Origin of the sequence: Sphingobium yanoikuyae (genome assembly GCF_034424525.1) — a bacterium.
GTDB lineage: Bacteria > Pseudomonadota > Alphaproteobacteria > Sphingomonadales > Sphingomonadaceae > Sphingobium > Sphingobium yanoikuyae.
On the sequence record NZ_CP139979.1, the window covers coordinates 4,503,965 to 4,515,761 of the forward strand.

Here is an 11,797-nt window from a genome sequence, read left to right on the forward strand (position 1 = left end):
ACGCTGCCGATGCCCGCTTATATGATCGTCACCCGCGAAGGCCCGATCGCCGATCAGGAAGCGATGGACACCTATAGCGCGATGAACCGCGCCAATGCCGCGACCTTCGTCGCCCATTACGGCATCCGTCCACTCGCCGTTTATGGCGCGCAGCAATTGCTGGAAGGCGACGGCGCGGACGGCGCGATCATCCTGGAATTTCCCGACGCCGCCAAGGCCCGCGCCTGGTATGACAGCCCCGAATATCAGGCGGCCTTGCCCTATCGGATGAAGGCAGCGCCCTATCGCGTGCTGCTGGTCGAGGGACTTTGAGATTCTCCATCAAGGACGCATCATGACCGACATTACGCCCCGAATTTCCCATCTGCCGCGCGACCAGTGGACCGACGACGCGCGCGAGGTGTTCGCCTTCTGGGGCGAGCCCAATGCCTGGGAGGAGGGGTCCAAGACCAATGTCATGATGGTGATGGCCAACCATCCGCCGCTGGGGAAGGTCTATAATATCTGGGGCAAGCATCTGCTGATGGCGAACAGCCTGTCAACGCGTGCGCTCGAACTGCTGATCCTGCGCGTCGCCTGGCGGGTGAACTCGGCCTATGAGTGGCATAATCATGTCGGCTATGCGCTCAACGCCGGCATCACCCTGGAGGAAATCGGCGCGATCCGCGATTTTCCCGAAGGCGGCGACTGGGCGGAGCAAGACGCACTGGTGCTGCGCTCGGTCGACGAACTGATCGAGGATGGCAAGATCAGCGACGCCACCTGGGACGGGCTGGGCGCCCATTTCGACACGCGGCAGAAGATGGACCTAGTCTTTTCGATCGGCCATTATGTCATGACCAGCTGGGCGCTCTCCTCCTTCGGCGTCGGTATCGAGGGTGGCGCCGATCCGATCGGCTTCGACCTCAAAACCGGATCGGGCAGGACGCCGGGCAAGACTTTCAAGCCGGGCGAAAGTGACAATTGGACCGACACGCGCGGTTACTGATCCCCGCCCTTCTATCGCGCCGGTGATATGGCGGCAGCGGGCCGCTTTTGCGCATTGTCCGCCGCCAAAGGCGCGATAGCAGGGGAACAGATATTCGCTGTTTCAAAGGGGACATACCATGGCCACCGACATCCTGCTGCCCAAGATCGGCTTTTCCATGACCGAGGCGCAGATTGCCGAATGGCTGGCCGAAGACGGCGCGACCGTTACCGAGGGCCAGCCGCTCTATCTGCTGGAAGCCGACAAGTCGGCGAACGAGGTCGAGGCCCCGGCCAGCGGCACGCTGCGCATCATCGCCCAGCCGGGCGAAACCTATGAGGTCGGCACCGTTCTGGGCACGATCGAATAAGATGGTGCTGCGCGTCGGCATCGTCAGCGCCGCCTGGGGCGCCTTCGCGCATCTGCCTGCCTGGCGCGCCATTCCCGGCGTCGAGGTAACGGCGATATGCACCTCGCGCGAGGAAACGGCCCGCGCCGCGCAGCAGCGGCTCGGCCTGCCGCGCGCCTTCTGGAATGCGGAGGAGATGTGCGCGGATCCCGACATCGATATTGTCGACCTCGGCACCCGACCCAGCGTCCGCCTGCCGATGGTGCTGGCCGCGCTCGCCCATGGCAAACATGTCTATAATGCCAGCCCCCACGCCCCCGACTGGGCCGGGGCCAAGGCGATCGATACGGCCTGGCAGGGCGGCGCCAGCATCGGCGTCGTCGACGCCTTCTCGCACTATCTGCCCGCCCTGCGCCAGATGAAGGCGATGCTGGACGACGGCCATATCGGCGCGCCGCTCGGCGGCACCTGTCATTTCAACATCTCGCTGTTCAACCAGCCCAACAAGCTGTTCCCCTATAACTGGTTCGCACAGGCCGGGCAGGGTGTGTCGGCGGTGCGCAACAATGGCAGCCATGCGCTCTATCTGCTGCTCCACCTCCTCGGTCCGATCGCCGAGCTGGTCGCCGACGACAGTCAGATACTCAAGCGCTGGACCTTCCCGGACGGCGACACCATCACGCCCGAAACCACCGATCTCGCCAATGTCATCCTGCGCTTCGAAAGCGGGCTGGTGCTGCAGATGCAGATCAGCTGGAGCATGGCGCTGCATGACGGTTTCCTGCTCGACCTGTTCGGCGACAAAGGGCGGATGGTCTCGACCTCGCCCACTTTCCCGACCGCGCGCGACGGCACGCTGCGCGCGGGGCAACTGGGCGGCACGCTGGAGGATGTCGCGCTGCCTGACGCGTTCAAGACGACGCCCGGCATCGCCCTCGACTGGCAGAGCGAGCCCCAGCCCAGCTATCCGATGGCGCTGTCGATGCAGGCCATGGTGGATGCGATCCATGAACGCGGCACCGCAGCCCCTGACTTCGCCCGCGCGCTGGAGGTCGAACGCATCCAGGAAGCGATCCGCATCTCCAGTGCCGAACGCCGCTGGGTGCGCGTGGCGGATATTATCTGACGCGCCACCACCGTTCGTCATGCCAGCGAAGGCTGGCATCTCTCTTCTTTTGGCGATGGGCTTGAAAGAAAAGAGAGATCCCAGCCTTCGCTGGGATGACGGTATGAAGAAGGCTGTCGCCTACGCATCTATCAGTGGCCTTCTATCGCCCTGTAAACTTCGCTGTCCGCTTCTCCTTGAGCGCGGCGATGCCCTCGCGATGATCGGCGGTGCGGACGCTGAGCGATTCATAGGCGATGCCGGTTTCCATCACCGCGCCGGCGATCCGCTTCAATTCCATGTTGGTCAATATCTTGGTCCAGCGGATCGCATTGGGCGCGCCGGCCAGCAGCTTGGCGCAGAAGGCATCGACCGCCCCGTCCAGCTGATCGGCCGGCAGGCAATGGTTGATGAGGCCAATCTCCACTGCCCTGGCCGCACTCAGCAGTTCGCCGGTCAGCAGATATTCCTTCGCCTTGGCAAGGCCGATCCGCTGTGCCCAGATGACCGCGCCGCCATCGCCCGCGACCAGGCCGATGCCGACATGCGGATCGCCGATCTTCGCGCCCTCGGCGGCAAAGATGATGTCGCACAGCAAGGCGATCGACGCGCCCAGCCCGACCGCATGGCCGTTCATCCGGCACACCACCGGCTTTTCGATATCGAGCAGGGCGGACACGATCCGCTTCGCCTGCCGCGCCTCATGATCGAACAGATGCGGATTGGCGGCATTATGCTCCATATGGGCGATGTCGCCACCGGCGGAAAAGGCGCGGCCCGCGCCGGTCAGCAGCACGACGTCCGACCCATTGTCGCGGCCGGCAAAGGCGAGTGCCTCGGGCAATTCGTCATGCAGGTCGAGATTGACCGCGTTCAACGCTTCCGGCCGGTTGAGCGTCATCACCAACAGCCGCCCCCGCCGCTCCAGCAGGATGGTGCGATAATCGGGCAGGTCATGGCTCATGCGTCTCTCCTTGCGGCCTGCTCTAGCATGGCGCCGCGTGGCGCGAACGTCGCCGTGGCGATGAGCGTGGCTGCGCCCTCCCCATCATCGCCCCGGCACGATAGCCCGGACGCACAGAAAAGGGAGAGCGGCGCATGGACGGGTTCGACGAGATATTCGACTGGGTGGTCGTGGGCAGCGGCGCCGGTTCGATGAGTTCGGCCCTGGTCATGCGCCAGGCCGGCAAGTCGGTCGCCATCCTGGAAAAAACCGACAAGATCGGCGGTACCACCGCCAAGTCGGGCGGCGTCATGTGGATTCCCGCCAATCGCTTCATGCTGGCCGATGGCGAGGCGGACAGTGCCGAGGCGGCGATGACCTATCTCGACGCGCTGCAGGCGCTCGACGGCCATCCGGCCCCCGGCACCTCGCGCGAGAAGCGCCTCGCCTATGTGACTCAGGCGCCGCGCGCGGTCGATTTCCTGGTGGATCAGGGGGTGGCGCTGCAACGCGGTTCGACCTTCTGGCCGGATTATTATGATGAGCAGCCCGGCGGCTGCAAGACGTCGCGCACCGTGGTGGCCAGGCCCTTCAACCGCAAGGAACTGGGCGACTGGGCCGACCGGCTGCGTCAGGGCTTTGCCGAATTCAACGTCACGCTGGTCGAGGGGATGGAGGCGCAGGGCCATCGCCGCACCAACAAGGCGTCGGGCAAGCTGATGGCCAAGATCGCGCTGCGCACCATTCGCGACAAGCTGCTGGGCCGCAAATATACCACCGCCGGGGCCGCGCTGCAGGGGCGGATGCTGAAAGCCGTGCTGGCCGCCGGCGCCGATGTCCGCACCGACACGCCGGTAAGCGAGATCGTCGTGCAGGAAGGGATCGCCACCGGCGTGGTCACGGTGAAGGACGGCAAGCCCTGGCGGATCGGCGCGCGGCTGGGCGTGCTGGTCAATGCCGGCGGCTTTGCCCGCAACCAGGCGATGCGCGACCGCTACATGCCCGGCACCCGCGCCGAATGGTCGCAGACGCCCGAGGGCGATACCGGCGAGATGCAGCAGGAACTGGAGCGGATCGGCGGCCGGCTGGCACAGATGGACCAGATGGTCGGCTATCAGCTCACCCCCGCGCCCGGCTGGGACAAGGGCTATGTCGCGCCCGGCGCCCAGTCGATGACCGGCAAGCCGCACGCCATATTGGTCGATCAGGGCGGCACCCGCTTCATGAATGAAGGGGGCAGCTACGAGCTCTATTGCGAGACGATGGTCCGGCGGAACGCGGTGGTGCCGGCGGTGCCCAGCTGGGCGATCCTGGACCGTCAATATGTCGAACTCTATGCCGTTGCCGGCCGCTTCATCGACAAGGCGATTCCCGAAGGCTGGGTGGAAAGCGGCTATTTGCACAGCGCCGACACGATCGAGGGGCTGGCATCCAGCATCGGTGCCGATCCCGCCACCCTGGCCGCGACGGTGGCGCGCTGGAACGGCTTCGTCGCCGCCGGCAAGGATGGGGACTTTGATCGCGGCGCGCGCGCCTATGACAATTGCGGCTTCGTGGGCGATCCCTTTTCCGCGGAACGCTCCATGGGATCGATCGAGAAGGGGCCTTTCTACGCCGTGCCGGTCGTGCCGGGCGATGTCAGCACCTATGGCGGCATCGTCACCGATGAACGCGGGCGGGTGGTCGATGGCGCGGGCGCGCCGATCCCCGGCCTCTATGCCACCGGCGTCACCACCGCATCGGTGATGGGCAATGTCTATGTCGCGGCGGGCGCCAGCATCGGGCCGTCGATGGTGTTCGGCTATATCGCGGCACGCCATGCGGCCGGGCTGGAAAATCAGCCCTAGCGCGGATTCGATATTTCGTCAGTCGACGGTTCAGGTTGGGAACGAGCACGCTTTGCCGATCGCCGCACCCACAGCCCCAGAAGCACGATTGGGAGGGGCGATACCGGGATGGATGCCCAGATCGGGAGAATGGCCGAGGCGAACTTTATCCAAAGGAAGAGCCCGAGGCTAAAAGCGATGCTCCAAACGGCGTTCCACATGCCTTCAGTCTATATCTGCTGCAATCCACTATCAAGAAACTGCCGGCACATAGTGGAATAGCCCCGGAAAACCATTGCCCCCGACGCGGGGGGAGTGCGCCGGGGGCCTGGTAAGATGTCTCGGCCTGAGGGGGCTGGCCGGGACCATTCACAGATAGGAAGCCGCTGGCCGCTTTCAACCCGCGTCGGGCGGAGAATTTTCATCCTGCGCATCGAACCGGGCCGGACGCGAGAGCAGGAAGGGCAGGCTGGGCGAGGCGATCTTGGTCTGGCCGCCATCGGCGTGGATCAGCGTCACGCGACCGACCCCTGGCGAGGCCACGACCGCGACCACCGTATCGACCCATTGGTGCAGCACTGCGCGCGAATGGGCGAGTTCGTCGCCACCGGTGCGGGCATCGCCCTCCGCCTCCAACTCGGCCTCCAGTTGCAGCACGCGCTCGGCCGCCTCGCGCGCCTTTTCATTCTTGTCCATGCGTCCGTTCCAGAATTTAGAGTAGGTTTATCCCGATCTTGCCGAAAAATTGGCCGCTTTCCAGATGGCGGCAGGCATCGGCCAGACGGGTGAGATCATAGACCGCATCGACCACCGGCCTGATGCGATGTTGCGCGCAAAAGGCCTGCATCGCCGCATGCTCGGCGCGGTTGCCGACCGAGATGCGGGCGACCGGATTGCCGCCAACATCGGCCAGGTGCCAGCTGAACTCGGACCCCAGCATGCCGATCGCGGCGATCACCCCGCCGGGGTTGAGCAGCGATGCGGCGGTTTCCACCTGGCTGGCGCCGACCACATCGACGACGATGTCGACACCGCGCCCGCCCAGCGCCTGGCGGATCGCCGCTGGCCAGTCGGGATCGGTGCGATAATTGACGCTGATGTCGGCGCCCAGCGCGCGGGCGCGCGCCAGCTTCGCGTCGGAGGAGGAGGTGATGGCGACATGGGCCCCGGCCGCCTTGGCGAATTGCAGCGCCGCGATCGAGACGCCGCCCGTGCCCTGGCATAATATCCATTCGCCCCGCTGGATCGGGCGGGGCAGGAACAGCGCGTTCCAGGCAGTGAGGCCGGCGCAGGTCAAAGTCGCCGCCTCCAGATCGCCGAGCGCATCCGGCACGATGCACAGGCTCTCCGCCGGAAAGACCGCATATTGGCGGGCGACCCCGTCGGCGCTGCCGCCCAGCATCGCCATGCTCGGCTGTCGTCCCTCCAGCCAGCCCAGCGCGAAGATCGGGTTGACCCGGTCGCCCGGCTTCACGCGCGATACGCCCTCGCCGACCGCGACCACCTCGCCGGTGGCGCAGGACAGCGGGACATAATCGGGTTCCTTGGCGAGCCCCGCCATCATGCCGCGGGCGATGATCAGGTCGCGGAAATTGAGCGTCGCCGCCTTGAGCCGCACCAGTGCCTCGCCCGGCCCCGCAACCGGGATCGGCACGCTGTGGATCGCGATCCCCTCAATCCCTTCGCCGCCCCTGGCGATGGCGGTCAGCATGTTCGTCATCGCGCGCTCTCCCTGCTGCCAGCTTGGGCCGATCGGACCGCATTGCAAGCATCGCCGGCCGCATATCGGTGGAGCGAAATCGCGCGGAAAAGCGACGCATTTTCACGCCTTTTGGGGCGCGAAGCCACATATCGCCGGGGCGAGTTGACCCCCGATGCCCGACGGCCAATGCAGGGGGCACATTCCATAGCCATCGAGGAACCCATGGCAGAGTTGAGCAACGCCCCGGCGCCGAGCCAGGAAGCGCTGGTGGACATCTACCGCCGCATGATCCGGATCGAGCGCAACGACGACGCGATCCGCAAGACCATCCGCCTGGGGCGGCTGGTCATGCCCTATTATTCGGCGCGCGGGCAGGAAGTGATCCCCGCGACGATCTCGTCGCTGCTGACCGACGACGACAAGATCTGCACCATCTATCGCGGCATCCACGACATGGTGGCCAAGGACATGCCGCTGCGCCCGCTCTGGGCGGAGATTGCCGGGCGCGTCGACGGCACCTGCAAGGGCAAGGGCGGGCCGATGCACCTCACCCATCCCGAAACCGGGGTGATGGTGACGACCGGCATCGTCGGCTCCTCCATGCCGATCGCCAATGGCCTTGCCTGGGCGGCGAAGCTGGATGGATCGAAGCGGGTGACGATCGCCTATTTCGGCGATGGCGCATCGAACATCGGCGCCTTCCACGAAGCGCTGAACCTGGCGTCGGTGTGGAAGCTGCCGGTGATCTTCGTGTGCCAGAATAACGGCTTTGCCGAACATACGCGCTACGAAAATGGCACCTCGGTCGACTTCATCGCCAAGCGGGCGATCGGCTACGGCATGCCCGGCCATACGGTCGACGGCAATGATCCGCTCGCCATGTATGCCGCCGCGCATGAAGCGATCATCCGCGCCCGCGAGGGCGAGGGGCCGACCCTGCTGGAGTGCAAGACCTTCCGTTTCCTCGGCCATGTGCTGGGCGACGACGACAAGTACATGACCAAGGAAGAAAAGGCCGCGGCGATCGCCAAGGATCCGCTGCCCGCCTTCAAGGCATGGCTGGTGGCACAGGGTCACGCGACCGAGGATCAGCTGGCCGAGATGCAGGCGAAGATCGAGGCCGAGGTCGAGGATGCCCAGGAATTCGGGCTGGCCAGCCCGCTGCCGTCGGTCGACGAACTGCGCCGTGATGTGTTTGCCCAGGAGATGCCCGCATGACGGCCAAGAAGATGAACTCGCTCCAGGCCGTCAATTCGGCCCTCGCCCAGGCGATGGCGGAGGATGACAAGGTGCTGGTGCTGGGCGAGGATGTCGCCGACCGTGAAGGCGGCGGCGTCACCGGCGCGACAGCCGGCCTCTCGACCCGCTTCGGCGACGATCGCGTCAAATCGACGCCGATCTCCGAACAGGCGATCATCGGCGCGGCGATCGGCGCGGCGCTGGCCGGCTACAAGCCGGTGGCGGAGATCATGCTGATGAACTTCACCACCGTCGCCATGGACATGATCTTCAACCATGCCGCCAAGCTGCGCTTCATGTCCGGTGGGCAGAGCACGGTGCCGATCACCATCCGCACCCTGACCGGCGCGGGCTGGCAGACGGCGGGCCAGCATGCCGACCATCTGGAAGGCTGGTTCGCCCACACCGCCGGCATCAAGGTGGTCGCGCCCTCGACCCCGGCCGATTACAAGGGGCTGCTGCTCTCCTGCATCCAGGATCCCGATCCCTGCATCTTCATCGAATCCGCCGGCAGCCTGTTCATTCCGGGCGAGGTGGACGAGGTCGCGAAGCCGATCCCGCTGGGCAAGGCGCGGATCGTGCAGGAAGGCACCGACATCACCATCATCTCCTGGTCGTCGCAGGTGCTGCGCTGCCAGGCCGCGCTACCGGCCTTGGCGGAGGCAGGCATCTCGGCCGAACTGGTCGATTTGCGCACCGTATCGCCCTGGGATCGCGAAGCGGTGCTGGCCTCGGTCGCCAAGACCGGCCGCGCGCTGGTGGTGCATGAAGCCGTGCGCGATTTCGGTCCGGGCGGCGAAATCGCCTCGACCATTGCGGAGGAACTGTTCGGCCAGCTCAAGGCCCCGGTCCGGCGTCTGGGCGCCCCCAAGTCGCCGGTGCCCTTCGCCAAGGTGCTGGAGGATGCCTATATCGTCTCGCCCGAGCGCGTGGCCGAAACCGTCAAGGCGCTGATGGCCTGAAGATCGGAAGGCGGTCGGGGCAGCAATTGCTCCGGCCGTTTTCTTCCTACCGTCCCGCTTCCCCCACCGGCAACACGGTGGTGAATTTCGTCACCGACAGGGCGAAGTGGGAGGAGGCGCCGCCGACCGAGGGGTGTTTGAGCAGGTTGCGCATCAGGAAATGCTCATAATCGGCGACGTCGGAGGCCACGACCCGCATCAGATAATCCCATTCGCCCGACATGAGGTAGCATTCCATGATCTGCGGATGCGCCTCGACAAAGGCGTGGAAGGCGTCGACGCTTTCGCTGGTGTGGCTCTTCATCCGCACGCTGCACAAGATGTTGACGGCGTGGCCCAGCTTCTCCGCATCGGCGAGGCGCACCGCGCCCTTGAGCACGCCCATCTCCTCCAGCGCCCTGATCCGTCGCCAGCAGGAGGGAGCGGTGCTGCCGACCCGTTCGGCCAGGTCCGCATTGCTGAGCGAGGCGTCACGCTGAAGCTCTGCGACGATGCGGCGGTCGAGCGCATCGAGATTGACGGATTTGTTCATGATATCGCCGATCCGTGAATTGATTTCCCAAAATCCTTCATAAATCCTGCCCGATTGAAAGGCAATTACGCCGACTCTGTGAGAGATTGGCGTGATGGTAGAGGAGCTTGATCCGCCCGCAGGCGCTGCGGCCGACTGGACGATCCCGCAGGCGTGGGACCGCTACAGCCCGGCCGAGCATGCGATGTGGGACAGGCTGTTCGCGCGCCAGTCCGCCATGCTGCCCGACCGGGTGGTGCCCGAATTCATGGCCGGGCTCGACATATTGCGCATCAACCGCCCCGGCATCCCCAATTTCGAGGAATTGTCCGATCGGCTGATGCAGGCGACCGGCTGGCAGGTGGTGGCCGTGCCGGGGCTGGTGCCGGATCGGGTCTTCTTCGAGCATCTGGCCAATCGCCGCTTCGTGGCCGGCCGCTTCATTCGCACGCCTGAGCAGATCGATTATCTGCAGGAGCCGGACATCTTCCATGATGTCTTCGGCCATGTGCCGCTGCTCGCGAACCCGGTCTTCGCCGACTATATGCAGGCCTATGGTGAGGGGGGGCTGCGCGCCGCCGATCTGGGCGCGATCGAGCAGCTGGCCCGGCTCTACTGGTATACGGTCGAATTCGGCCTGATCCGCCGGCCCGAGGGGCTGCGCCTCTATGGTGCGGGCATCGTCTCCTCCTATGGCGAATCCGTCTTTGCGCTCGACGATCCCTCGCCCCATCGTCTTGGCTTCGACCTCAAGCGGCTGATGCGCACCCGCTATCGCATCGACGATTATCAGCAGAGCTATTTCGTCATCGACAGTTTCGAGGATCTGCTGCGCCAGACGGTCGAGACCGACTTCGCCCCGCTTTATGCGCAACTGGCGGGGCAGCCCGATTTCGCGACCGACGCGATCGCCGACACCGACATCATCTACACCCGTGGCACCCAGGCCTATGCCCGTGCCCGCGCTCCTGAGGTACTATGACAGACACGACCCTTCTTGCCCCGGCGCCCGGCCGGTCCCTGTTCGGTGCGCTCGATCGCCAGGCGCCCGACGCGCTGCTGGGGCTGATCGCGCAATATCGCGCCGATCCGCGCGCCGACAAGATTGACCTGGGCGTCGGCGTCTATCGCGACGAAGCGGGCGCGACCCCGGTGATGCGCGCGGTGAAGGCGGCCGAAACGGTGCTGCTGGCCGAGCAGGGCAGCAAATCCTATCTCGGGCCGGAGGGCGACACGGGCTTTGTCGATCTGCTCGCCGCCATCGTCTTTGGTCCGCTCGCCGGTTCGGACCGGATTGCCGGGGTGCAGACGCCGGGCGGCACCGGCGCGCTGCGGCTGGGCGCCGACCTCATCGCCCGCGCCCGTCCCAGCGCCACCGTGTGGATCGGCGATCCGACCTGGCCCAATCATGCGCCAATCTTTCGCGAGGCCGGACTGACGCTGGCCTCGCACCGTTTCCTGGATGGCGCCGGCGCGGTCGATTTCGACACAATGCTGGCCGATCTGGCCGCCGCGCAGGCCGGCGACGTGCTGCTGCTCCATGGCTGCTGCCACAATCCGACCGGCGTCGATTTCAGCGCCGATCAATGGGCGGCGATCGCCAATCTGTGCGCGGCGCGCGGCCTGATCCCGTTCATCGACCTCGCCTATCAGGGCTTGGGCGACGGGCTGGAGGCGGACGCCGCTGCCACGCACCAGATGCTGGCCGCCGTGCCCGATGCGCTGGTCGCCTATAGCTGCGACAAGAATTTCGGCCTCTATCGCGAGCGGGTGGGGGCGCTGTGGGTACAGGGGGCGAATGCCGCGCTGACCACGCTCGCCTTTTCCAACATCGTCGCGCTGGCGCGCGGCATCTGGTCGATGCCGCCCGATCATGGCGCGGCGATCGTGCGCACCATCCTGGAACGGCCGGCGATGCGCGCCGAGTGGATGGGCGAGCTGGACCAGATGCGCACCCGCATCAATGCGCTGCGCGCTGCGCTGGCGGCGGCCCATCCGCAGCTGGCCGCCATTGCCGGCCAGCGCGGCATGTTCGCGATGCTGCCGGTCAGCACTGCCGACGCCGCCGTCATGCGCGCCGACCATGGCATCTACATGGCCGGCAATGGCCGCATCAACATCGCCGGGCTGCGGCTCGACACCATCCCCGCCTTCGTTGCCGGCCTTTCGCCGCATCTGCCTTCTGCCTGAGGA

General features: G+C 65.8%; 13 protein-coding genes. 9 read left to right on the forward strand and 4 right to left on the reverse strand.

Going from position 1 to position 11,797, the window contains the following annotated elements; genetic code table 11:
* Positions 1-9: 9 nt before the first annotated feature.
* From U0025_RS20895 to U0025_RS20910, 4 genes are all read left to right on the forward strand, one after another.
* Positions 10-312, forward strand: coding sequence for a DUF1330 domain-containing protein (locus tag U0025_RS20895; protein WP_004209480.1), 303 nt, complete (start codon positions 10-12; stop codon positions 310-312).
* Between the two features lie 22 nt (positions 313-334).
* Complete coding sequence (locus tag U0025_RS20900; RefSeq protein WP_004209481.1) at positions 335-988, forward strand: carboxymuconolactone decarboxylase family protein; 654 nt, start codon at positions 335-337, stop codon at positions 986-988.
* A gap of 118 nt (positions 989-1,106) precedes the next feature.
* The gene (locus U0025_RS20905; protein ID WP_004209482.1) at positions 1,107-1,337 is read left to right on the forward strand and encodes a biotin/lipoyl-containing protein; all 231 of its coding nucleotides are present in this window, start codon (positions 1,107-1,109) and stop codon (positions 1,335-1,337) included.
* A gap of 1 nt (position 1,338) precedes the next feature.
* A complete protein-coding gene (locus U0025_RS20910) occupies positions 1,339-2,442 on the forward strand; it encodes a Gfo/Idh/MocA family protein (protein WP_004209483.1) in 1,104 nt (367 codons plus the stop codon).
* Positions 2,443-2,584: 142 nt separating this feature from the next.
* Here U0025_RS20910 and U0025_RS20915 read toward each other — a convergent pair whose 3' ends face one another.
* Positions 2,585-3,385: an enoyl-CoA hydratase/isomerase family protein gene (locus U0025_RS20915; protein ID WP_004209485.1), complete on the reverse strand. Its 801-nt coding sequence runs from the start codon at positions 3,383-3,385 to the stop codon at positions 2,585-2,587.
* Between the two features lie 134 nt (positions 3,386-3,519).
* On the opposite strand from U0025_RS20915, the gene U0025_RS20920 reads away from it, so the two are divergent.
* A complete protein-coding gene (locus tag U0025_RS20920) occupies positions 3,520-5,211 on the forward strand; it encodes an FAD-dependent oxidoreductase (protein WP_004209486.1) in 1,692 nt (563 codons plus the stop codon).
* Positions 5,212-5,586: 375 nt separating this feature from the next.
* Here U0025_RS20920 and U0025_RS20925 read toward each other — a convergent pair whose 3' ends face one another.
* Positions 5,587-5,886 carry a hypothetical protein gene (locus tag U0025_RS20925; RefSeq protein WP_004209488.1) on the reverse strand — a complete coding sequence of 100 codons (300 nt, stop codon included), beginning with the start codon at positions 5,884-5,886 and terminating at the stop codon, positions 5,587-5,589.
* Positions 5,887-5,902: 16 nt separating this feature from the next.
* Positions 5,903-6,910, reverse strand: coding sequence for a zinc-dependent alcohol dehydrogenase family protein (locus tag U0025_RS20930; RefSeq protein WP_004209489.1), 1,008 nt, complete (start codon positions 6,908-6,910; stop codon positions 5,903-5,905).
* Between the two features lie 204 nt (positions 6,911-7,114).
* On the opposite strand from U0025_RS20930, the gene U0025_RS20935 reads away from it, so the two are divergent.
* Together U0025_RS20935 and U0025_RS20940 are read left to right on the forward strand one after the other, a co-directional pair.
* Positions 7,115-8,110 (forward strand): thiamine pyrophosphate-dependent dehydrogenase E1 component subunit alpha, encoded by a 996-nt coding sequence (locus tag U0025_RS20935; RefSeq protein ID WP_004209490.1) that lies wholly within the window; start codon positions 7,115-7,117, stop codon positions 8,108-8,110.
* Positions 8,107-9,093: an alpha-ketoacid dehydrogenase subunit beta gene (locus tag U0025_RS20940; RefSeq protein ID WP_004209491.1), complete on the forward strand. Its 987-nt coding sequence runs from the start codon at positions 8,107-8,109 to the stop codon at positions 9,091-9,093. The genes U0025_RS20935 and U0025_RS20940 overlap by 4 nt, the downstream gene beginning before the upstream one ends.
* A gap of 46 nt (positions 9,094-9,139) precedes the next feature.
* Here U0025_RS20940 and U0025_RS20945 read toward each other — a convergent pair whose 3' ends face one another.
* A complete protein-coding gene (locus U0025_RS20945) occupies positions 9,140-9,625 on the reverse strand; it encodes an Lrp/AsnC family transcriptional regulator (RefSeq protein WP_004209492.1) in 486 nt (161 codons plus the stop codon).
* Positions 9,626-9,719: 94 nt separating this feature from the next.
* Here U0025_RS20945 and phhA point away from each other — a divergent pair, with 94 nt between their 5' ends.
* Positions 9,720-10,586 carry a phenylalanine 4-monooxygenase gene (phhA, locus tag U0025_RS20950; protein ID WP_004209493.1) on the forward strand — a complete coding sequence of 289 codons (867 nt, stop codon included), beginning with the start codon at positions 9,720-9,722 and terminating at the stop codon, positions 10,584-10,586.
* Positions 10,583-11,794: an amino acid aminotransferase gene (locus U0025_RS20955; RefSeq protein WP_004209494.1), complete on the forward strand. Its 1,212-nt coding sequence runs from the start codon at positions 10,583-10,585 to the stop codon at positions 11,792-11,794. Before phhA ends, U0025_RS20955 begins: the two co-directional genes overlap by 4 nt.
* Positions 11,795-11,797 lie beyond the last annotated feature (3 nt).

What these genes read in the sequence shown, in the direction of transcription:
- U0025_RS20895 (WP_004209480.1), top strand. Translation starts at nt 10, where the DNA reads ATGCCCGCTTATATGATCGTCACCCGCGAAGGCCCGATCGCCGATCAG.
- U0025_RS20900 (WP_004209481.1), top strand. Translation starts at nt 335, where the DNA reads ATGACCGACATTACGCCCCGAATTTCCCATCTGCCGCGCGACCAGTGG.
- U0025_RS20905 (WP_004209482.1), top strand. Translation starts at nt 1,107, where the DNA reads ATGGCCACCGACATCCTGCTGCCCAAGATCGGCTTTTCCATGACCGAG.
- U0025_RS20910 (WP_004209483.1), top strand. Translation starts at nt 1,339, where the DNA reads ATGGTGCTGCGCGTCGGCATCGTCAGCGCCGCCTGGGGCGCCTTCGCG.
- U0025_RS20915 (WP_004209485.1), bottom strand. Translation starts at nt 3,385, where the DNA reads ATGAGCCATGACCTGCCCGATTATCGCACCATCCTGCTGGAGCGGCGG.
- U0025_RS20920 (WP_004209486.1), top strand. Translation starts at nt 3,520, where the DNA reads ATGGACGGGTTCGACGAGATATTCGACTGGGTGGTCGTGGGCAGCGGC.
- U0025_RS20925 (WP_004209488.1), bottom strand. Translation starts at nt 5,886, where the DNA reads ATGGACAAGAATGAAAAGGCGCGCGAGGCGGCCGAGCGCGTGCTGCAA.
- U0025_RS20930 (WP_004209489.1), bottom strand. Translation starts at nt 6,910, where the DNA reads ATGACGAACATGCTGACCGCCATCGCCAGGGGCGGCGAAGGGATTGAG.
- U0025_RS20935 (WP_004209490.1), top strand. Translation starts at nt 7,115, where the DNA reads ATGGCAGAGTTGAGCAACGCCCCGGCGCCGAGCCAGGAAGCGCTGGTG.
- U0025_RS20940 (WP_004209491.1), top strand. Translation starts at nt 8,107, where the DNA reads ATGACGGCCAAGAAGATGAACTCGCTCCAGGCCGTCAATTCGGCCCTC.
- U0025_RS20945 (WP_004209492.1), bottom strand. Translation starts at nt 9,625, where the DNA reads ATGAACAAATCCGTCAATCTCGATGCGCTCGACCGCCGCATCGTCGCA.
- phhA (WP_004209493.1), top strand. Translation starts at nt 9,720, where the DNA reads ATGGTAGAGGAGCTTGATCCGCCCGCAGGCGCTGCGGCCGACTGGACG.
- U0025_RS20955 (WP_004209494.1), top strand. Translation starts at nt 10,583, where the DNA reads ATGACAGACACGACCCTTCTTGCCCCGGCGCCCGGCCGGTCCCTGTTC.